The organism is Micromonospora deserti, from assembly GCF_003236335.1.
Lineage (GTDB): Bacteria > Actinomycetota > Actinomycetes > Mycobacteriales > Micromonosporaceae > Micromonospora > Micromonospora deserti.
In genome coordinates, this window is sequence record NZ_POUB01000020.1 from 16,907 (window position 1) to 35,762 (window position 18,856).

At 66.7% G+C, this 18,856-nt stretch carries 21 protein-coding genes and 3 pseudogenes; 7 read left to right on the forward strand and 17 right to left on the reverse strand.

Annotation, left to right across the window (positions count from 1 at the left end; genetic code table 11):
* Window positions 1-29: 29 nt before the first annotated feature.
* The 8 genes and pseudogenes from C1I99_RS05470 to C1I99_RS33780 form a co-directional block, all read right to left on the reverse strand.
* The gene (locus C1I99_RS05470; protein ID WP_111133070.1) at window positions 30-1,040 is read right to left on the reverse strand and encodes a LacI family DNA-binding transcriptional regulator; all 1,011 of its coding nucleotides are present in this window, start codon (window positions 1,038-1,040) and stop codon (window positions 30-32) included.
* A 124-nt stretch (window positions 1,041-1,164) separates the two neighbouring features.
* Window positions 1,165-1,266 (reverse strand): annotated as a pseudogene (locus C1I99_RS33770) (family 1 glycosylhydrolase); the annotation flags it as partial.
* A gap of 26 nt (window positions 1,267-1,292) precedes the next feature.
* Window positions 1,293-1,379, reverse strand: a pseudogene (locus tag C1I99_RS34745) (TIM-barrel domain-containing protein); the annotation flags it as partial.
* 12 nt (window positions 1,380-1,391) lie between these two features.
* Window positions 1,392-1,637: a hypothetical protein gene (locus tag C1I99_RS34750; protein ID WP_199561980.1), complete on the reverse strand. Its 246-nt coding sequence runs from the start codon at window positions 1,635-1,637 to the stop codon at window positions 1,392-1,394.
* A 13-nt stretch (window positions 1,638-1,650) separates the two neighbouring features.
* Window positions 1,651-2,481 (reverse strand): carbohydrate ABC transporter permease, encoded by an 831-nt coding sequence (locus tag C1I99_RS05485; RefSeq protein ID WP_111133072.1) that lies wholly within the window; start codon window positions 2,479-2,481, stop codon window positions 1,651-1,653.
* Window positions 2,481-3,443: a carbohydrate ABC transporter permease gene (locus C1I99_RS05490; protein WP_111133074.1), complete on the reverse strand. Its 963-nt coding sequence runs from the start codon at window positions 3,441-3,443 to the stop codon at window positions 2,481-2,483. The genes C1I99_RS05485 and C1I99_RS05490 overlap by 1 nt, the downstream gene beginning before the upstream one ends.
* 13 nt (window positions 3,444-3,456) lie before the next feature.
* The gene (locus tag C1I99_RS05495) at window positions 3,457-4,758 is read right to left on the reverse strand and encodes an ABC transporter substrate-binding protein (protein ID WP_111133076.1); all 1,302 of its coding nucleotides are present in this window, start codon (window positions 4,756-4,758) and stop codon (window positions 3,457-3,459) included.
* Window positions 4,759-5,043: 285 nt separating this feature from the next.
* Window positions 5,044-5,367, reverse strand: a complete 324-nt coding sequence (locus C1I99_RS33780) for a carbohydrate-binding protein (RefSeq protein ID WP_233512345.1) — start codon at window positions 5,365-5,367, stop codon at window positions 5,044-5,046.
* On the opposite strand from C1I99_RS33780, the gene C1I99_RS33785 reads away from it, so the two are divergent.
* Window positions 5,267-5,479: a hypothetical protein gene (locus tag C1I99_RS33785; RefSeq protein ID WP_233512349.1), complete on the forward strand. Its 213-nt coding sequence runs from the start codon at window positions 5,267-5,269 to the stop codon at window positions 5,477-5,479. The two genes, C1I99_RS33780 and C1I99_RS33785, sit on opposite strands and share 101 nt — an antisense overlap.
* A 61-nt stretch (window positions 5,480-5,540) precedes the next feature.
* Complete coding sequence (locus tag C1I99_RS34535; protein WP_267897476.1) at window positions 5,541-5,663, forward strand: hypothetical protein; 123 nt, start codon at window positions 5,541-5,543, stop codon at window positions 5,661-5,663.
* Between the two features lie 74 nt (window positions 5,664-5,737).
* Here the strand turns inward: C1I99_RS34535 and C1I99_RS05510 are convergent, their stop codons facing one another.
* Window positions 5,738-7,141: a GDSL-type esterase/lipase family protein gene (locus C1I99_RS05510; RefSeq protein ID WP_111133077.1), complete on the reverse strand. Its 1,404-nt coding sequence runs from the start codon at window positions 7,139-7,141 to the stop codon at window positions 5,738-5,740.
* Window positions 7,142-7,207: 66 nt separating this feature from the next.
* Window positions 7,208-8,677 carry a carbohydrate-binding protein gene (locus tag C1I99_RS05515; protein WP_199561981.1) on the reverse strand — a complete coding sequence of 490 codons (1,470 nt, stop codon included), beginning with the start codon at window positions 8,675-8,677 and terminating at the stop codon, window positions 7,208-7,210.
* 498 nt (window positions 8,678-9,175) lie between these two features.
* Here C1I99_RS05515 and C1I99_RS32625 point away from each other — a divergent pair, with 498 nt between their 5' ends.
* Window positions 9,176-9,349 (forward strand): hypothetical protein, encoded by a 174-nt coding sequence (locus C1I99_RS32625; RefSeq protein WP_158553999.1) that lies wholly within the window; start codon window positions 9,176-9,178, stop codon window positions 9,347-9,349.
* Between the two features lie 24 nt (window positions 9,350-9,373).
* Here the strand turns inward: C1I99_RS32625 and C1I99_RS33190 are convergent, their stop codons facing one another.
* The 4 genes from C1I99_RS33190 to C1I99_RS05535 all read right to left on the reverse strand — a co-directional run bounded on the left by C1I99_RS33190 (window position 9,374) and on the right by C1I99_RS05535 (window position 11,842).
* Window positions 9,374-9,715 (reverse strand): hypothetical protein, encoded by a 342-nt coding sequence (locus tag C1I99_RS33190; protein ID WP_199561982.1) that lies wholly within the window; start codon window positions 9,713-9,715, stop codon window positions 9,374-9,376.
* A 29-nt stretch (window positions 9,716-9,744) separates the two neighbouring features.
* Entirely contained in the window at window positions 9,745-10,710 is a 966-nt protein-coding gene (locus C1I99_RS05525; protein WP_111133079.1) for a PaaX family transcriptional regulator, read from the reverse strand.
* A gap of 107 nt (window positions 10,711-10,817) precedes the next feature.
* Window positions 10,818-11,447, reverse strand: coding sequence for an SGNH/GDSL hydrolase family protein (locus C1I99_RS05530; RefSeq protein WP_111133081.1), 630 nt, complete (start codon window positions 11,445-11,447; stop codon window positions 10,818-10,820).
* The gene (locus C1I99_RS05535; RefSeq protein WP_111133082.1) at window positions 11,444-11,842 is read right to left on the reverse strand and encodes a hypothetical protein; all 399 of its coding nucleotides are present in this window, start codon (window positions 11,840-11,842) and stop codon (window positions 11,444-11,446) included. The genes C1I99_RS05530 and C1I99_RS05535 overlap by 4 nt, the downstream gene beginning before the upstream one ends.
* A 148-nt stretch (window positions 11,843-11,990) precedes the next feature.
* Between C1I99_RS05535 and C1I99_RS05540 the strand changes: the two genes are divergently transcribed.
* The 3 genes from C1I99_RS05540 to C1I99_RS05550 all read left to right on the forward strand — a co-directional run bounded on the left by C1I99_RS05540 (window position 11,991) and on the right by C1I99_RS05550 (window position 14,823).
* Window positions 11,991-12,206 carry a hypothetical protein gene (locus tag C1I99_RS05540; RefSeq protein WP_111133084.1) on the forward strand — a complete coding sequence of 72 codons (216 nt, stop codon included), beginning with the start codon at window positions 11,991-11,993 and terminating at the stop codon, window positions 12,204-12,206.
* 161 nt (window positions 12,207-12,367) lie between these two features.
* Window positions 12,368-13,876 (forward strand): RICIN domain-containing protein, encoded by a 1,509-nt coding sequence (locus tag C1I99_RS05545; protein ID WP_111133086.1) that lies wholly within the window; start codon window positions 12,368-12,370, stop codon window positions 13,874-13,876.
* A gap of 383 nt (window positions 13,877-14,259) precedes the next feature.
* A complete protein-coding gene (locus C1I99_RS05550; protein WP_111133088.1) occupies window positions 14,260-14,823 on the forward strand; it encodes a DUF4291 domain-containing protein in 564 nt (187 codons plus the stop codon).
* On the opposite strand, the pseudogene C1I99_RS05555 reads toward C1I99_RS05550, so the two are convergent.
* Window positions 14,815-14,898, reverse strand: a pseudogene (locus C1I99_RS05555) (IS5/IS1182 family transposase); the annotation flags it as partial. The gene C1I99_RS05550 and the pseudogene C1I99_RS05555 sit on opposite strands and share 9 nt — an antisense overlap.
* 71 nt (window positions 14,899-14,969) lie before the next feature.
* Between C1I99_RS05555 and C1I99_RS05560 the strand changes: the two are divergent.
* Window positions 14,970-15,581: a suppressor of fused domain protein gene (locus C1I99_RS05560; RefSeq protein ID WP_111133090.1), complete on the forward strand. Its 612-nt coding sequence runs from the start codon at window positions 14,970-14,972 to the stop codon at window positions 15,579-15,581.
* On the opposite strand, the gene C1I99_RS05565 is transcribed toward C1I99_RS05560, so the two are convergent.
* Together C1I99_RS05565 and C1I99_RS05570 are read right to left on the reverse strand one after the other, a co-directional pair.
* Entirely contained in the window at window positions 15,565-16,638 is a 1,074-nt protein-coding gene (locus C1I99_RS05565; protein ID WP_233512346.1) for a LacI family DNA-binding transcriptional regulator, read from the reverse strand. The genes C1I99_RS05560 and C1I99_RS05565 overlap by 17 nt on opposite strands.
* A gap of 24 nt (window positions 16,639-16,662) precedes the next feature.
* Window positions 16,663-18,855: a rhamnogalacturonan lyase family protein gene (locus tag C1I99_RS05570; protein WP_158554001.1), complete on the reverse strand. Its 2,193-nt coding sequence runs from the start codon at window positions 18,853-18,855 to the stop codon at window positions 16,663-16,665.
* Window position 18,856 lies beyond the last annotated feature (1 nt).

Below are 18,856 nucleotides of genomic sequence, written 5' to 3' on the forward strand. Positions count from 1 at the left end.
GAAAAGGGCGACGAGACAGTTCATGGGTCTTACTCCTCGGCGCGCGGCGCCGTGCTGGAACGGGGGGTGAGTCGGGGTCGCAGCAGCGTGGCGGCGGGCACGTCCCGCCCCTCCAGTTGAGCCATGAGCAGCTCGACGGCACGCTGCCCCACCTCCTCGGCCGGGATCGCGACCGAGGTGAGCGGCAGCGGCGCCCGCTCGGCGAGCTCGTCGGGGCAGATGGCGACCACGGCCAGGTCCTCCGGCACCCGCCGCCCGGCCCTCTGGAAGGCGGCCACGACCGGCTCGACGATGGGCTCGTTGTGGACCACCACCGCGGTGAGGTCCGGGTGCTCCCGCAGCAACAGTCCCACCATCTCCTCCGCGGCCGCCGGGGTCGCCTCGCAGGGGTGGACGGTCGAGGTCATGTCGTGCCGGCGGGCGGCCGCCTCGAATCCGTCCTCGGTGCGGTACGCGAAGCCGGTCTCCCGCTCGTACACCTCGGGCGGCGAGCCGATCAGCCCGACGCACCGGTGCCCGAGCCCGGCGAGGTGGTCCACGCAGACCTCGCCGGCCGCCGTGAAGTCAAGGTCGATGCAGGTCAGCCCGGTGGCCTCCGTCGGGAAGCCGATGAGCACGGACGGCCGGTCCAACGACCGCAGCACGCGGATCCGCGGGTCGTGCATCTGGACGTCCATCACAATCACCCCGTCGGCCAGGGAGCTGTCGACGACCCGTCGCAGGTCCTCGTCCCCCTCCTGTTGGGTGAGCAGCAGGACGTCGTGGTCGCACTCCCGCGCGGTGGTTACCACAGAGACCGCGAACTGCATCACGACCGGGACGTGGATGCCGCTGCGGAGCGGGATCACCAGCGCGATGACATTGGAGCGGTTACTGGCGAGGGCCCGGGCACCCGCGTGCGGGCGGTAGCCCAGAGCCTGGATGCTGTCCCGGACCCGCCGCTGGGTCTCCTCCGAGATCGAGCGCTTGCCGCTCAGCACGTACGAAACCGTGCTGGGAGACACCCCGGCATGCCGCGCCACATCAGTGATCTTGACCATCTGTGGCTCCAATTGAAGCGCTTCGATTACGAGGATGTTAGCGTCGTCTCACGACGGGCACAACGATCGATGCCGGGAGCCCGCCGTCCGAGGCGGCAGTGCGATACCAATGCGCGCTCTCCTGTCAGATCCGTTGCTGTGTCGGGTAGTCCACGTAGATCAGACCGAACCGCATGGAGTACCCGTGGGCCCATTCGAAATTGTCCAGCAGCGACCACACGAAATACCGAGCACCAGGGCTCGCGCGATGTACGGGTTGATCCACACGCAGATCCGCAATCCGCGGGCCCTCAGCCGCTCCAGCATGGCGGGCGGATCCGGGAAGGTCCGCGGGTCCCACTCGAAGTCGCATCAGTTGAGGTCGCGCATCCAGAAGCAGCCGAAGTGGAGGACCGACAGCGGAATGTACCGCTCGGCCATTCCGTCGATGAACTCCGAGACGGTCGCCTCGTCGTAGTTCGTGGTGAACTGGCGTACCGGGTACGTCGGCGCGTATACCGTGAGCGACCCGCGCCCGGTGGCGACGTCGTACACCCGCTCGGGGTACGCGGCGCTGACGCCGTCCCGGAGGAGCCACTGACCGTTGGTGAACTTCATGTACCCCGTACCCCTACTTGGTGGCGCCGACCGTGATGCCGCGCGTGAGCGTGCGTTGGAAGATCAGGAAGAAGACGATCGCCGGGATGATCCCGAGCAGTGCCGAGGCGTTGGACATGGTGGCGTCCATCAGCCGCTGGCCCTGCAGCACGCCGAGCGCCACGGGGACCGTCTGGTTGTCGTTCGAGATCAGGAACACCAGCGGCAGGAAGAACTCGTTCCAGGTCCAGATGAAGAAGAAGACCAGCAGCACGGCCAGCGTGGGCCGGCTGAGCGGCACCACGACTCGCCACAGCACCTGCCACCGACTGGCGCCGTCCATCCGGGCCGCCTCCAGGATCTCGGGCGGGAAGCTGGAGAGCACCGACGAGAGCAGATACGTACCGAACGCGGTCTGGATCACCGTGAAGATGATGATGACGGCGAGCCGGGTGTCGTACAGACCGACCTGCTTGGACAGGTAGTACAGCGGGTAGACGAGCGCCTCCTGGGGCAGCGTGAACGCCAGCAGGAAGAGCACCAGCACCCATAGCCGCCCCCGTACCCGGCCGATCCCCAGGGCGTACGCGTTGAACAGCGACACCAGCACCGCCAGCACCGCGACAGAACCGCTGATGACGATGCTGTTCAACAACTTCTGGCCGAAGTCGACCCGGTTCCAGAAGTCGATGATGCCCTGCAGGTAGACGCCCTCCGGCAGTGCCAGGGGGCCGTTCGAGGCGTACTCCGACGGGGACTTCAGGGCGTTGAAGGCAACAACGACGAACGGGAAGAGCATCATCAGGGCCAGCACCACCAGCGCCAGCAGCACCAGGTACTTCGCCGGTTCGCGTCGCCTGGCCATCACCGGGCCTCCTCGTCGCCGGTGTCTTGGACCCGCAGGAAGAGCACGGTCAGCACCACGATCACCACGGTCAGCGCGGTGGCGATCGCGGCGCCGTATCCGACCTGGGTCTTCTCGAAGAAGTTCTGGTACGAGTAGTACGCCGGCACGTTGGTCGCGCCGCCCGGGCCGCCCTTGGTGAGCACGTAGATGTGGGCGAAGACCTTCAGGGAGGCAATGGTGGTCCACAGCAGTACCACGTAGATCTCCGGCCGGATCTGCGGAATCGTGACGTGCCAGAACCGGCGCCACCACGACGCGCCGTCGATCTCCGCGGCCTCGTACAGAGCGGGGTCGACCCGCTGCAGCCCGGACATGAAGATCACGACCGGGAAGCCGATCTGGATCCACACCATGACGACCATCACACTCGACAGTGCGAAGCTCGGGTCGCCCAGCCAGTCCTGTGCCAGCCCGCCGAGGCCCAGCTTCTCCAGCGAGGCGTTGAGGGCGCCGTACGACGGATTCAGAAACCATCCCCAGACGATCCCGGCGACGGGGATGGGCAGCACCTGAGGCAGGTAGTAGCTGGCGCGCAGCCCGCTGGCGGTGCCCGCGCCGAACCGCTTCGCCACGTAGTCGAACAGCGCCGCCCCGAGCACCAGGCCGATCATCGTCGGGATGATCGCCATCGCGAGGATGACGGCCAGGTTGTTCCGGAACGAGGCCCAGAACGTGGTGTCGGAGAACAACCGGTCGTAGTTGTCCAGACCGGTCCACTCCGGGGTGCCCACCCCGTGCCACCGGGTGAAGCTGATGCCGAGATTCATGAGGAACGGCAGCAGGATCACGCCGACGAACAGCACCAGGCCGGGGACCAGGTAGACAAGGTAGGGTCCGCTCGGCCCTGCCCGCCGTTTAGGGGACGGCGGGCGGGGGGACGCCGACACTGTGGCCGCCGGGGCGGTAACCGGTGAGGTCATGGGTGAGCGGTCCCTACTCGCCGATCGTGCCAGCGTGCTCCTGGTACGGCTTCGCGATCTCGTCCAGCACCTGGTCGGACGACGCGGTGCCGTTGATGAGCTTCTGGACCCCGGACACCAGCACGTCGTAGTAGCCCGGCGCCGGCCAGTCCGGGTAGAACGCCAACCCGTCGTTCCCGCTGAGGGTGGTGAAGTTCTCGATCAGCTCCTTGCTCTTCGGGTCGGTGATCGCCGCGGGGTCGGCCGCGACCGGCACCCCGCCCGAGTTGCCCAGCTTGTTCTGGATCTTCTTCTGCATCGTGATGTCGATGAAGTCGTACGCCAGGTCCTTGTTCTCGGAGTTCTCCGGGATCACCCACAGGTTGCCGCTCGACCCCGCGCTCATCGTGTTGCCGGGCCACAGGAAGGTGCCCCACTCGAAGTTTTTGACCTCGGCCGCCACCCGGCCGTACCACCAACTGCCGGAGACCATGATCGGAAACTTGCCGGAGATGAAGGAGGTCCCCATGCTCTCCGCGTCGATGCCGGCCGAGTTCTTGGCGATGTAGCCCCGCTTCACCCAGTCGGCGAAGGTGGTCGCCCCGTGCGTCCAAGCCTCGTCGTGGAAGTCGACCTTGCCGTCGTACATCTGGAAGGCGTTGACCCAGCCGCGGTCGGCCTTGCTCAACGCGAGTTGGTAGAGGATCTGCTGCGCCGGGTACTCCTTGCCGCCGACAGCCAGCGGGGTGACGCCCGCCTTGACGAACGTCTCCATCGCGGCGGTGAATTCGTCGAGCGTGGTCGGCACCTTGACGCCGTGCTTCGCGAACAGGTCCTTGTTGTAGTACACCATCACGAACTCGGCGTAGTTCGGGATGCCGTACCAGTTGCCCGAGCCCATGACGCCGCGCTGGTCGTACCGGGCGGTGGTCTGCAGGCTCGGGCTCAGCATTTTGTCCCAGCCACGCTTCGCCACCTCGTCGCTCATGTCGGTCAGCAGCCCCTGCTTGGACAGCAGACCGGTGGTCGCGTTGCCCTTGTTGTACTCGAGGATGTCCGGCGCGTCCCTGGAGTTCAGCACCATCGGCGCCGTCTTCTGGATCTGTTCGAAGCCCTTCTCCTCGAACTTGACCTTCACCCCGGGGTGGGTGGCCTCGAACTCCTTGATGGCCTCGCTCCAGGCGACGCCCATGGCGCTGTCGGGTCCCTCGTAGTGCCAGAGGGTGAGCGTTTTGCCGCCGGACGAGTCGTCGCCTCCGCAGCCGGTGAGCGCCATTGTTCCGGCGATGAGCGCCGCCGACAGCGCGGCGGCCGCACGGCGTCCTGCTGTGAACATCGCTTCCTCCAGGGGAAGTGGACATCAATCGGAAACGAGGGTGTAATCGAAGCGTTTCGATAGCATAAGAGTGACCGATGACACACGTCAAGGCTTCATTGGGAGCCATCCCAGTGAGGCGCTGCTCACCGCTCGGCTCGATCACCCTGGCGTGCCCGCCGTCTATGACCTCGGTGAGGATTGCGGGCCGGATTGATGACGCACTCACCAGCGAGTTCTTGGCGCTGGTGACATTGGAGTCGTAGAGCCAGGTCTGGATGCTTCGCCCGCCGACCGCGCTATTCCTCACGGTGACGTTGCTGTTGAAGTACTGGGCGAACTGGTTACCCACCCGACGGGGCAGGTCGCCCCTCCTGAGGGGTTCGCCATCGTCGAATCGCCCGCGAGCCAGAGGGTGACCCGAGGTTGCGAAGGTGAGGACGACGGGCTCGGCGACGGCGGCGGGCAGGGTGTGGGGTTCGGCCCCGTCGCCACATCGAGATAGTCGATGTTGGGCAGTCCACTGGCCGTGGTCGGGCTGAACCGGATCGTGTTGCTGCCCGCGTTCACCGACACCGTCACCGTCTTCGTGGCCCAGGTCGCCCACGCCCCGGTGCTTTCAAACGGCACCGACTGCACCATTGTGCCATTGACGACGACATCGGCAGGCCGCGCGGTGGTGGTGCCGTTGGCGAAAGAACCGACAGCTGCGCTGCCCCAGACGCCGACGCGCTCACCGTAAACTGCGCTGCCGCGCCGACGGCGTTTCTGCCACCACAGAACCCACTGCCGGAAAACCCCGTGTGATTGGAAGCGATGCAGCCGTCACACGTAGCCGGCGCCGCTTCAGCCGGGCCGGCGCCGCGCTCGCCATGGTGGTGGAGAACAACGCGACCGCGCTGGCCAGCAGGGCGGTGCAGCGATGACTGCTCGCAGATGCACTCATCCCTCCTCAATCGTCTACTCGGTCAGGCATACGATTTGTGGCGGTTGCGGTCGCCTAGAGGTACTGGTCGATGATCGGGGCAAGCCGCTGGGCGATCTTCGCGTGGCCCGTGTCGTTCGGATGGACGGTGTCGACGAGGTCGCCAGTACCGATCCAGTTTGTGGTGTCGACGAAGTAGACCTTGCCGTCACCGGCCGCGTTGCGGGCTGCCACGGCGTTGCGTGTCTCGGTTACGTAGCGGCCCCGGAAGGTCCTCATCGCGAAGATGTGGGCGTCGGGGTAGGCCCGGCGGAGCCGCTCGAGGATGACGATGTAGTTCTGGTAGAACTGGGTGCCGGACACGCCGTGACCGACGTCGTTGGTGCCCAGGTTGATCACCACCGCGGTCGCCTGGTAGGTCGAGAAGTCCCAGTCGTCGTAGTTCACGAACGCTGACGAGCGGCGGAACCTGTCCACCATCCCAACGCAGTCCTGGCTGACCAGGCAGGCGCCGCCCTGGGCCACCTGGGTGTGACCGGCGCCGAGCGCCTCGCCGGTGAGCCACGGGTAGGCGGTGAAGGGGCGGTTGCTGTTGGGCTGGCCGACCGTGATCGAGTCGCCGATGAACTCGACGAAGTTCGCCGGGCGGGCGATCGGGACGGTCTGCCCACCGCTGGCGAGGATGAGGCCGCCGAAGACCGGGTCGCCGGTGTACGAGCCCGCCCGCTCGCGGTAGCCGATCCGGATGGTGTTGGTGGTGCCCGTCAGCCCGGTGGCCAGCGTGACGTTGCCGGAGACGCCGCGGCGCCACCGCAGCGGCCCGCTGTTGATCGAGTAGTACAGGTCGATGGTCCCGCGCTGGCGTACCCCGATGGAGCTTCCCGTGAAGCGGGCATCGAGGTAACCGCCGGCCCAGCCCATCGAGTAGTACGACGGATCCGACCGGTTCCAGCGGCCGTAGTACTGGATGTTCGCGTCGGTCGGCCTACCGTTGCCCCCTGTCGGGGAACCCACCTCGAAGTTGAGGTAGTCGATGTTGGGTAGGCCGTTGGCCGTGGTCGGGCTGAACCGGATCGTGCTGCTGCCCGATGCCACCGACACCGACACCGTCTTGGTCGCCCACGTCGACCAGGCGCCGGTGCCCTCAAACGACGTCGTCGTAACCCGGGAGCCGTTGACGGTGACGTCCACGGGGCGGGCGGTCGTGGTGCCGTTGGCGAACCGGACCCCCAGCGTCGCGGTGCCCGCCGCTGACGCGCTGACGGTGAACTGTGCCGCCGCGCCGATGGCGTTGGTGCCGTTGCAGAACCCGGTCCCGGAGAAGCCCGGGTGGTTGGAGTCGATGGTGCCGCTACAGGTCGCCGGCGCGGCTTCCGCTTCGTACCGGGTCGGCGCCGCCATCGCGGGGGTGATTGTCAACGCCATGACCGTGCCGGCCAGCATGGTGACGCCGGCAATGAAGGCGGATCTCAGTTTCATCGTTGCTCTCCGTGATCAGTTACGTGTTTCAGATATGGCGGTCGTTTTCCGGGCCGCACCCCTGTGTCAGCGCAGGTAGCTGACCAGTGCGAGATTGCGCTCGCGAATGCCCTGGACGACCAGGTCGGCCATCTTCCCGGCGCCGTATTCGGAGAAGTGCGTGTTGTCGGTGACGCCGTCCACCGACTGGCGCAGGAAGAGTTGGGCGGAGTTGGCCGGGCCCAGAGACTCCACCAGCGCCTCACTCTTTGCAGTCAGATCGATCACCGGCACGTTGAGCGAGGACCCGAGCCTGCGCATCTCGGCCGGCAGGTTGACGCTGACGCCGTTGACGTGCAGCGCGGTGGAGGTGAGCTGGTTCCCGTTGAACAGCCGCCGTACGGGTGGGGTGACCAGGACGGGGACGCCGCCCCTTTCCCGCACATGGTTGATCAGGGAGGCGAGGTTGTTTCGGAAGGTCGACGCCGACGTGGACTTGTCGTTGTGGCCGAACTGGATCAGCACCAGGTCGTTCTGCTTGATCAGCGGCCTCATCGCGGGAAACAACGCGGAGTTGCTCAGGAAGCTGCCGGAGCTCTCACCGGAGTCGCCGTAGTTGGCAATGACCGCGCCGGCCGACACGTGGGTGGGCAGGATTTGTCCCCAACCGGTGTACGGGGCGCTCGGCTGGTCACAGACGGTGGAGTCGCCGGCCAGGTAGACCACGAGCGGGTTGCTCGCCGGCTCGACGGTCAGACCGGACAGCTTCGGCGCGGAACCAGCGAAGGTGATGTCCAACCCGGGGGTGCCGGTGCCGCCCTGCCCGGTCGGCTGGCCTTCCGGCTGCCGTACGTTGATGGTGAAGACGTATTTGCTGATCGTGCCGGCCGCGGTGGTGACCGCCGGGAGGATCCGCCGACGGGCCTCCACCGACATGGCGGTGTTGCCGGCGGAGGCGCGGTCGCCGATCCACGCGGTCACCGTGTAGTTGCCCGGGGAGACCGCGAAGTGGCAGCGGATCGGCGAGTTGCCGGTGCACTCTGCCGGCCGGCCGGGCGGGGTGGTGGTGTCGCCCGTGGTCACCTCGAGGTAATCGAGGTTGCCGAGCCCGTTGGAGGTGGTCGCGGCGAGCCGGATCGTGTTGCTGCCGGCGTTCAGCGATACGGTCAGCGTTTTCGTGGCCCACGTTGTCCATTCGCCAGTGGGACTGAACGCGGTGGCTGCCTGCACGACGGCACCATTGACCACGACGTCCGCCGGACGGTTAGCCGTTGCACCGTTGGCGTACCGGATCCTGACGGTTGCCGTCCCGGCCGCGGCCGCGCTCACGGTGAACTGCGCGGCCGCTCCGACCGCATTGTTGCCGTTGCAGAACCCACTGCCGGAGTAGCCGGCGTGGTTGGACTCGACGACACCGTCGCAGGTGGCCGGTGCGTTTTCCGCCTCGTAACGGGTCGCCGCAGCGACAGCCGCCGTTGCCGTGAGGGCGCCCGCACCGGCTACCGCCACCGCGGCGCAGACGGAGAGCAGCGCGACGCGTTGTCTACGGGAAAACATGACTGCACTCCAGAGGTGAGTTGGAACAGCTGTGAAGCCGGGGCCGGTAGCCGGCTGGGCCTGAGGTGTTGAGCAGAGGATCAGCCGGCTTACGCCGAGTCGAGGCTACGAACACAAGTTGTGAATGGCGTGGCCTACGGGCTTGCACAGGGCCGACTGCGACGCCGAACAGATGGGAACTGGGAGACTGATGGGGACGCGGCCGACAACTGAGTTCCCCGGGCGAACGTCAAAGTGGTTGGGACTGGTGGTTCCGATGCCGATTCACGTCGTGGCATAGCAGGGGCACCTCTCGCCTTCCATGACCGTGAGCGCAGCGCCCAACCGGCCACCCCGCCTCGCCTTGGAACCAGGTCGGCATCCAGGCGCCGAAGTTAGCCGGGTGAGTGAACTAATACGTCTGTCAGATATCTTGCCGAGGACATGGAGAACTGTCAATCGATGCCCGTCCACTTACTGAGGCCGGGCCCACGATGGCAACTGCGTCACGTCCCCTGGATGGCGCGGCCATTCGCTGAGCGCTCACCGCTCCCCGGCGGCAACCCCGTCATGCCGGCCGAGGTGCGGTTCACCCGGTCCAGTCCAGCCACCCCGGCCCTCCAGGCGAAGCTGGTCGCCGCTCGGCGGTGTATCGCCGAGCTGGAAACCGAGTTGGCCGTTCATCGCCCGTGAGGGCTGAACGACCCGAACGACCCCTCAGGCGCGGCCGAGCTGCAGACGATCTCGGTACGGCCGTTCACGGGGCGTACCGGCCAGAGCGGATCGCCGTCCACCAGGTCGAGTTCGCCGCCGAACCGAGGAGAGGGACGAAACCGGTTCTCGGAGGTTGACGGTCCAGCGGGAGCCGTCCCAGAACCGGTCGGTGACGGTGCGCCCGTCGACGCGTAGCTGTCCGACGTCTCCGGCCCAGTCGATCTCCAGCAGCGCGTCGTGCGCCGGGTCGGCCGCCCAGTCCGGCAGCTCGAGCCGGTAGACGGCGGCGAGGTCGTCGAACGCCCCGGGTGCCGGCGCGGACTCCCGGGCGGTGCTGCGCTTCAAACCGGGTATGGGACCTGCCCAGGGATCCGTCAGGGGTGAAGCGTGCTGATATCGGTGCCCATCTCGGCGACGGTGTGGGCCCGGATGTCGGGACGCGGTCCGTCGGCGACGTGCGAGACGACGTCTCGCACATGGTCCTGGGCCGGTTCGGCCAACCCGTCGTACACCGCGAGGAACACTTCCCGCGCGCGTGTGCGCGGCCAGTCGGACGGCATGAGCTCGATGGGGAGCAGGGGGTCGAGCGTCGGGAAGCGGCGGTAGGTGTCCATTACCTCGGTGCGGGCCCGTACGGCGGCCGCGCCGGTGATGTCGCCGGCACGGATGCCGGGCAGTAGCGGGTCCCACCGGTGGATGAATGTCTCGTACTCCTTGGCGATGGCCGCGATGTCCCAGGCTTCGATCGGGTCGCGGGTGGCGTCCGACCTGAACTGCAGGTGCCGCGCGCGGAACGCGGTCGTGGCGCCGGGTGTTACTGCGACCAGTTCCGCGTGTGCCTGCTCCGTCAGCGGGTGCGGTGACACCCAAACCCCGTCATAGAGCGGTGCGTATCCCCGCCATCGCAGGTGGGCTCGCAGGGAGCTTCGCCGGGCGTGCTCCTCCTTCGGCATGGTGAAGACAATGACCGTCCATGACCTGTCCCAGGAGTCGGGCTCGGCGGCGAATGCCGCAATGGAGGTGCCGCCGATCGACAGGTTGACGGTGGCGGGCGCGGTCAGGCGGTAGGAACTGTGCCGACCCTGCCGGCTGCCCTCCAGTACGCCTCGGCGGGCCAGCCTGCTGATGGCGGTCCTCGCGGCGCCGGCGGTCACACCGAACTCGCCCAGCAGGGCCACGATTGCTGCGGTCGGTAACCAGGCGCGGGTGTGCAGGGTGTAGTCGGCGATCAGGGTCACCGCCAGGCCCTGGGGTGAGCTGCCGCTTTGCCGGCGCGGCAGCCGTACTGAATCGGCGGCGACGTCGGAAAAGATCTCTTCGATGTTGAACGGGCTTACCACGGTGTGCTCCCGGCGCAGGTCGGCGTGAGGGCGATGCCGACTGTAGCGGCCTGGGAACGCTCGCCACGAAGGCGCTCCGGCAAGCGGATCTACGCGACCATGGGTCGCTAGAGTTCCCAGCCGAGCGCGCGCAGGAACGCTTGCGCGATCACCGCGTGGCCCGGCAACTCCGGGTGGATGCGGTCGGGCGCCCAGTCCTTGACCTCGGTGGTCTTCAGCACCTCGTCGAACGCGTCCTGGGTGCGTACGTTGATCGCTTCGAACTCCTCGGCGAGGCGACGCACCACCTGCCCGTAGCGGACGGTCTCGGCGCGCTGCGGCTCGGCGCGATCCGGCTCGATCACGTACGGCTCGGCGAGGATGAGCCGGCACCCCGTCGCGTCGACCGTACGGCGCAACAGGTCGCGCAGCGTCGTCTCGTACTCGTCGATCGGCACCGCTTCGTCGATCCGACCGTCGAAGGCCCGCCAGACATCGTTGATGCCGATCTTTACCGAGAGCCAGTCCGGCTGCTCGGCGATCACGTCCTGTTCCCATCGGGCGGCCAGGTTCCGCACCGTGTCGCCGCCGATGCCCCGGTTGACCCAGGTGAGCCCGAGCTCGGGGTAGCGGGCGGTCACGAAGCTTCGAACGAGGTTCATGTATCCATCGCCGTACGGTGCGGCTATATCGCGCCGGCCGCAGTCCGTGATGCTGTCGCCGATGAATACGATCCGCTGGCCACGCTGGAAGATCACGACGCTCCCCTTGCTCGAGTTGGCCTGTCCGGCGCGATTCTCCCCAACCGCAGGCGGCGGAGGAAAGGGCTATCCCAAGGGCAGTGGCCCGACATTGCCACCATCCAGCGCGGGTGTTTACGCGGAACAGCGCCGGTGCCGGCAACAGCACGCCGATCGCGGCGACGATCGTGCCGGCGGCGTGCCGGATCAGCGCCGAGCGCCATGCCGACCAGGGCGCACACCGGGGCGAGCAGCGCGGACGCGGCGACCGCGCGGAACGCGCCGGGCGCGGCAGTGGACAGGCCCGTGCGCTCCTGGCGGTAGATCGCCTGAGTGAGGCCGAACGACGTCGCCGAGACGAGCGTGCCGAAGGCCAGCATGACCACGCTGACCACGACGATCTTGGCCGCCACCACCGGCCGGCGAGCCGGGCACGGCAGTGAACGTGGTCCGCATCAGCCCGCTGGCATACTCACCGAGGATCGTGATGGCGCCCAGGCTGCAGGCGAGAGATCCCGAGGATCTGGAACGCCTCCTGCACGAAGGCGGCGCATCGGGTCGATGGCGGTGCGCTGCAACGGTGCGGCGCTCCTGGCGACGACGGCGACGTTGGAGCGAGCCGAGTTCGCGGTGATCCCGACGCAGATCAGCGCGCCGACCGTGAGTACGCCGTACGTGGAGCGCAACGACCACAGCTTGATCCAATCGGCGGCGACCAGGTCGCGGAACCGGACGCGGGTCTGGGTGGCGGTGATCGTCGTCGCAACGGTGTCATGATCGGGCGCTGATCTGCGCCGTCACACTCCCGGGCAAGACCGGGCGCGGCATCCATTGACGGGGGTCACTCGGTTCACGAAGAATCACCATGACCTACTGTGCGCCGGCGGCGCGTCTGCGACCGCTACGGGCAGCAATGGCTGGAGATGAACGGATAGACTATGCGATCTTCCCCTGTTCCGAACGCACAGCGCCGCCGCAGCTTCCTCACGCTCGCCGCCATCGCGGTCATCGCCGGTGTCGTGCCACTAACCGCTGCGCACCAAGCGGACGCGGCGACGATCGACACGTCGGCCTACTACGAGATCGTGGCCCGGCACAGCGGCAAGGCGATGGACATCGCCGGCTCGTCCACCGCCGACGGCGCGGCGGCCCAGCAGTGGACCCGCGCCAACCGGGCCAACCAGCAGTTCCAGTTCGTCGACGCCGGCGGCGGCTACTACAAGATCCGGGCCCGGCACAGCGGCAAGGTGATCGATGTCGCGAACGCCTCCACGGCCAACGGCGCGAACGTCGTGCAGTGGGCCGACCACGGCGGGACCAACCAGCAGTTCCGCGTCGTCGATACAACCGACGGCTACGTCAAGTTGATCAACCGGAACAGCGGAAAAGCGCTCGACGTGTGGGGCTGGTCGACGACGGATGGGGCCCGGGTCTCGCAGTACACCGACACCGGCGGGGCGAACCAGCAGTGGCAACTGGTCCGGGTCGGCGCTGTCACCCCGCCCACGTACGCCGGCTACCTGTTCACCTACTTCACCGGCGAAGGCACCGCCGACGGTGAGCAGGTCTACTTCGCGCTCAGCCAGGGAAACGACCCGACGCGTTGGCGGCAGCTCAACGGCGGGCGGCCGGTGTTGATTTCCAACGTCGGTACCCGGGGCGTGCGGGATCCGTTCATCATCCGATCGCCGCAGGGTGACCGGTTCTACCAGATCGCGACGGATTTGCGTATCTACGGCAACGGCAACTGGGATGCCGCACAGCGCACCGGGAGCAAGTCCATCGTCATCTGGGAGTCCACCGATCTGGTGAACTGGAGCGCTCCGCGGCTGCAGCGGGTCTCCCCGGACACGGCGGGCAACACCTGGGCACCCGAGGCGGTCTACGACGCAGGCCTTGGTCAGTACATGGTCTTCTGGGCCTCGAAGCTGTACTCCACCAGCGACCCGAACCACACCGGCAGCAGCTACAACCGGATGATGTACGCCACGACGTCGGACTTCCGCACCTTCAGCGCTCCGCAGGTGTGGGTCGACAAGGGGTACTCGACCATCGACTCGACCGTGATCCGGCACAACGGCACGTATTATCGGTTCACCAAGGACGAGCGGAGCGCCACCCAGACCCCCTGTGGCAAGTTCATCCTGGCGGAGAAGTCGACGACCCTACACAACCGCTTCTACTCCTTTGTCGCCGAGTGCATCGGCCGAGGAACGATCAGCCAGGGCGAGGGCCCGCTGGTGTTCAAGTCGAACCTCGAAGAGCGGTGGTACCTGTTCATCGACGAGTACGGCGGCCGCGGCTACATCCCCTTCACGACCACCAACCTCGACTCCGGGCAGTGGACCGCGGTGTCCAGTTACTCAATGCCCGGCCGACCGCGCCACGGCACGGTGCTGCCCATCACTCAGGCGGAGTACGACCGGCTGCTCCAGCGCTGGGGCTGAGCCGACAGCCGCGGTCACCGGCGGACGCCCGCCGGTGACCGCCTTGGGCGGCAGGCCGTTGACGGCGCCGCGCCGATCGCCCCTGCGGCCCCTTTCTGCCGTCTTCCGGCCGCCCCCCGTGGGACTTGTTCCTCCCGCTGGCCTTCGCCCTGTCCTTCGGCAGCCTCGCGGGGACGACCGCCGCCTACCTGCCACGGCGGATTGGTGAACAGAGAGGATAGGAGCAGCCGCCTCGAAAGCCCGCCCCGGACATCCGTCGTCGTCACGGCGGCGCTCGCATCGCGGCAGATGCGGATGCAGCCGCAGGTTCATGTCGGCCTGGCGCTGGCGTGGATGCGGAATCTCGGTGAAGCAGTCGAGTCCCGATCGGTGAGGATCAGGTTGTGTCCGTTCCCGCCCGTCAGATCCGCGCCCGCTACTCGGCCGACATCATCACCGTGTATCAGGCGTATCCCCCGCAGGTTGCGCTGCCGGCGGTGATAGCCGGCCGTTTCGTGGCCCCCTTCAAGCGGGACCGGATGACGTGGATCAAGCCGTCTTTCCTGTGGATGATGTACCGCTGCGGTTGGGCCACCAGGCCAGGGCAAGAGCGCGTGCTGTCCATCGACATCACGCGGGAGGGATTTGAGTGGGCGCTGGCGCGAGCCTGCCTGAGTCACTACGACCGAGACCTGCACGGCGACAAGGCGACCTGGTCGCGGCAACTGAAGACCAGCCCAGTACGAGCGCAGTGGGATCCGGAACGGTCACTGCATCTGAAGGCGCTGCCGTACCGGTCGCTGCAGGTTGGGTTGTCCGGTGAGGCTGTCGACCGATACGTCGATGACTGGATGGTTGCCGTAACGGACATCACCCCCACCGTTCACCGCGTTAGGGACCTTCTGCGTCGCCGCCGCGCAACAGGGGACCCAACGCGTCGGCCTCGTCGAGCGCCGGCACCGTCGTAGCCGGCGGAACTGGGCGGGCTGTAGCCCTGTGAACGGGAAAATCCACTCCGGACGCGACGCCGAGATCACTCGCACCCAGCCATCGTCAATTATCGCTTCACGACGGAGATCACCGGGCTGCGAAACCGTGGTCAGGTCCGTCCGCCATGATCGAGCGCATGGCTGACCTCGTCGAACATCTGGAACGCTTCCTTGGCCCTATCGAAGGCGGTACCCACGGCGACGACTCGACTCCTGCGGGCGTCCAGGTCATCAGCTTCGGTGCTGATGCACCCTTCACCGGGATCACGACATGGGCCACCCTCGGCCTGTCCAATCATCACCTGGGCCAGCAGAGCAGGGGCGGGCTGCACCAAGAGTTAGTGATGCACCTGCCCAACGCCCGGCAGCCGGTCAACACCGCCGGGGTGTTGTTCCAGGTGGCCGGTGAGCTGATCGAACGCGGGCGAGGCCTGGCGCGAGGCGAGGTGATCGGCCCCCGCGGACGGCTGTTCCCCAAGGCCGAGATGACCGCGCTGGTGGCGACCACCCCGGTGTACCTCCCCGACTCCTTCGCGGTCTGCGACACCCCCGCCGCACCCGTCGTGCTGACCTGGCTCGTTCCTCTCACGGAAGCAGAAGCCCAGTTCGCCCAGGTTCACGGCTGGCCCGCACTCGAGGACATCTTCGTTGCGCAGGATCCTGACCTGACCGACCTCGGCCGCACGAGCGTGCAGTTACGAGACGTCTCTTACCTCCAGATCAGCGAGGAGAGCTGACAGAGTCACGGATCACGAGGTGGGTGTCGAGGACGATATGTGGCGGCGCACCGCCTTGTGTCTCGTGTTCCAATGCGAAACGCACGGCGGTGCGGCCCATCTCTTGGTGTGGCAGTTGGACGGTGGTCAGGTTGAGGTCCAACGCAGGAGGCAGGTCGTCGAAGCCGACCAGTGAGACATCATCTGGTACTCCCAAATGGTGCTCGAGCAACGCCTGTCGGGCACCCGCAGCGATCAGATCGTTGAAGGCGAAGACCGCGGTGAAGTCGCGTTGTCCGGACTCCAGCCGCTCCTTGATCATGCGATATCCTTCCTCCCGCTCGAACGTGCCCTCGACCTCCAGTTGCGCGTCGTGGGCGATGCCATGAGCAGTCAGCGCGTCGCGGTAGCCGGCATGCCTGGCGTCCGCCGTCGTGTAGCCCGGCCTGCGGCCGAGACAGAGGATCCGTTCGTGGCCCGCGGAGATCAGGTGGCTGGTGGCGGCGAACGCGCCACCGGTGTAATCGCAGCCCACGACGACCGCTGGCACGTCGGGTCCCAGCGGCGGCCGCCCGCAAAGCACCAGCCGGGAGCCGGCGGCGGCAAGCGAGTGGGCATACTGGCTCATGCGCGCCTGGTACTCCGCGTCGGCCAGGACATTGCCGACGAGGATGACCGCCTCGGCATGTTGCTCCCGCATGAGCTGCACCATGGCCAGTTCTCGTGCCGCATCACCTCCGGTGGTACCGATCAGGCATAGCCTGCCCTCGGCGGTGGCCTGCGTCTGCACGCCTTGGGCGACGTGAGCATAGTGCGGGGAGATCACCGAGTTGATAATGATGGCAACGCTCGTAGTTGGCGTGCCGGCCAGCGACCGGGCATGGACGTTGGCGACGTAGTCCAGCTCTTTGACTGCCCGCATGACACGGTCGCGGGTGACGGGCGCCTCAGGGTAGTTGCCCGCCAGGATCCGCGAGACTGTGGCAGTGGAGACGCCCGCTAACTCGGCGACCTCCCGGATGGTGGACTTGCGTGTTCCATCCGCGGACTTCTTGGCCCTACGCACCACCGCACTCACTCCCGAATCACTCTATGAGTGCCACTAGTTTCCCGCATACGTGATGTTCGGCCGGGGCGGCGGGGTCATGCCGGCGCCCAGGAAGTAGTCGACGTGGTGCGATTGGACATACCCCTTGAGGGTCATCGCATTACGGTATGCGGGGTTGTGTGCCAGCGTGTAGAGCCTGGTGTTCGTCGGGTAGTTGGTCGTGAAGATGATCAGCTCGTTGTAGCTCGAGTTGGTGTAGACGACCTCCTCCCGCCAGTCACCGAGGATGTCGCCGTGGAACGTCGGGTTCGGACCGCCGTAGGCGTTGACCGCGCCGTACGTCCAGTTGGCCAGCAATCGCGGCACGCTGTTGGTGGGAGTGGGACTGCTCGGGTTCCACTTCTCGAACTTGCCGTCGTTGAGCAGTTCCATGGTGATATCGCCGTCCCACCACAGGCCGAGGTGCGGCCACGGCCTCAGCGAGGTATTGGGCTCGGCCAGCCGGTTGGTGGGCGCGTTGTACAGCCCGGAAAACGACCAGACCTCCATGCCCGGGTGGCGGGGGTCGATGTCGCCCACCATGCCGCGCCCGACGTCGGAGGTGCCCGACTCGATGTGACGCCAGATCATGGAGCCGGTGGCCGCGTCATAGTAGTACTCGCGCAGACCACTGGGGTTGACCTGCTGCACGCCATATCCCTGTAGGCCGGGCCGACTGGGGTCCATCTTGGCGATGTGGAAGCGGTCGCCGTGAATGATGCCTTGTGGGGCCAACGAGTACTTCAGTGTGCCGTTACCGTTGAGCACGAACCCGATCTCGGCGATCTCGTCGCGGCCGTCGACGTCGACGTCGACGATGCGGGTGTTGTGCCCGTCAGGCAGATCCTGGTTGCCGCGCAAGAACTTCCACTGCTGGGTCAGCGTGCTGCCGTTGAACCGCCAGGCGCAGAACATGAGGTTGAACCCGCCGTTGCCGATGCGGTTCTTCATGTAGGCCACCAGACTCGGGTTGACGCCGTCGAGATGACCCACCCCGAACCGGGCGTACATCGGGCCGTCGGTTAGGTAGTCGGTCGGCACCGGGGCGATAGCGCGCGGTGCCCCGGTCATGCCGTCAAGGATGGCGATGGACTGGCGGGTGTTGTCAGGCAAGGCGTTGTAGGTGGTGCCGTTGCCAAACCGGACACCGTTGGCGATCCGAACGGCGACCTCGGCACGGCCGTCACTGTCAAAGTCGTACACGGTGACGCCATCGTTGTGGCCGACGTTTATCGTGGAGGACCCGCCTTCGATGTTGTTCTGGTTGGTGCTGTTGGGTCCCATGTTGACCGACCACAGGAACTGACCGTTGCGCCGATAGGCTTCGATCGTCTGAGGGGATGTCTGCCGGTCCAGAACGTAGTCGTACTCGCCGTCGCCATCGAGGTCGCCGACCCAAAGAAACTTCACCGGACCGCCGGCGCGCAACGGCACGCGGACCACCGGCTCAGTGGCGCGGTTGGCGGTCAACGTGAACGACCCGCTCGGTGCCTGCTCGACGCCACCGATCACGGGACGCACGTGGTAGGCGTTGGACCGGGTCAGATCGGCTGTGCGATCGACGAAGTTGGCTCCCCCGGTGAGGATCGAAGAGTTGAGCCGAACGGCTGTCCCACCAGCAGCGGACCGGTACACGTTAAAGCCGATGCCGTCCGGATCGAGCCCGAGCAGCCGCCAGGTGACCAGGACGTCGGTGCTGCTTGAGCGGACCGCCACGACTCCCCGCCCCAGCCTTTCCATTTTGCGGCCCGTCGGCGGGTTGGGGCCGCCAACCTCGACATCGAGATAGTCGATATTGGCCAGCCCGGCGGCGGTGGTCGCGGCGAGCCGGATCGTGTTGGTGCCCGCATTCACCTGGATGGTCGTTGTGGCGGTGGACCAGGTGTTCCAGGCTCCGGTGGACGGGAAGCTGACGGTGGCGCCACCGTTGACGGTCGCTAGCCGGTCGGTTGTGCCGCCGTTGGCATACCTGACGCCCAGGGTCGCGGTGCCCGCGCTCGCGGCGTTCACCGTGAACTGGACCGCTACTCCGGTCGCATTGATGCTGTTACAGAATCCGCTGCCGGAGAACCCGGAGTGGTTGGAATCGATGGTGCCGTCGCAGACGGCGTTCTCCGCTTCATATCGCGTCGGTGCGGCATGGGCGGTTGGCATGGGCATCGCGACTAAAAGCACTAGGACGGTGGTCGCGCCGATCAAAGACTTCATG

Excerpts from the sequence above, each read along its gene's own strand:
- C1I99_RS05510 (WP_111133077.1), bottom strand. The coding sequence starts at position 7,141 with ATGAAACTGAGATCCGCCTTCATTGCCGGCGTCACCATGCTGGCCGGC.
- C1I99_RS05490 (WP_111133074.1), bottom strand. The coding sequence starts at position 3,443 with ATGACCTCACCGGTTACCGCCCCGGCGGCCACAGTGTCGGCGTCCCCC.
- C1I99_RS05560 (WP_111133090.1), top strand. The coding sequence starts at position 14,970 with ATGATCGAGCGCATGGCTGACCTCGTCGAACATCTGGAACGCTTCCTT.
- C1I99_RS05495 (WP_111133076.1), bottom strand. The coding sequence starts at position 4,758 with ATGTTCACAGCAGGACGCCGTGCGGCCGCCGCGCTGTCGGCGGCGCTC.
- C1I99_RS34750 (WP_199561980.1), bottom strand. The coding sequence starts at position 1,637 with ATGAAGTTCACCAACGGTCAGTGGCTCCTCCGGGACGGCGTCAGCGCC.
- C1I99_RS05570 (WP_158554001.1), bottom strand. The coding sequence starts at position 18,855 with ATGAAGTCTTTGATCGGCGCGACCACCGTCCTAGTGCTTTTAGTCGCG.
- C1I99_RS05540 (WP_111133084.1), top strand. The coding sequence starts at position 11,991 with ATGGCGGTGCGCTGCAACGGTGCGGCGCTCCTGGCGACGACGGCGACG.
- C1I99_RS05470 (WP_111133070.1), bottom strand. The coding sequence starts at position 1,040 with ATGGTCAAGATCACTGATGTGGCGCGGCATGCCGGGGTGTCTCCCAGC.
- C1I99_RS05515 (WP_199561981.1), bottom strand. The coding sequence starts at position 8,677 with ATGTTTTCCCGTAGACAACGCGTCGCGCTGCTCTCCGTCTGCGCCGCG.
- C1I99_RS05545 (WP_111133086.1), top strand. The coding sequence starts at position 12,368 with ATGCGATCTTCCCCTGTTCCGAACGCACAGCGCCGCCGCAGCTTCCTC.
- C1I99_RS05485 (WP_111133072.1), bottom strand. The coding sequence starts at position 2,481 with ATGGCCAGGCGACGCGAACCGGCGAAGTACCTGGTGCTGCTGGCGCTG.
- C1I99_RS32625 (WP_158553999.1), top strand. The coding sequence starts at position 9,176 with ATGGCGCGGCCATTCGCTGAGCGCTCACCGCTCCCCGGCGGCAACCCC.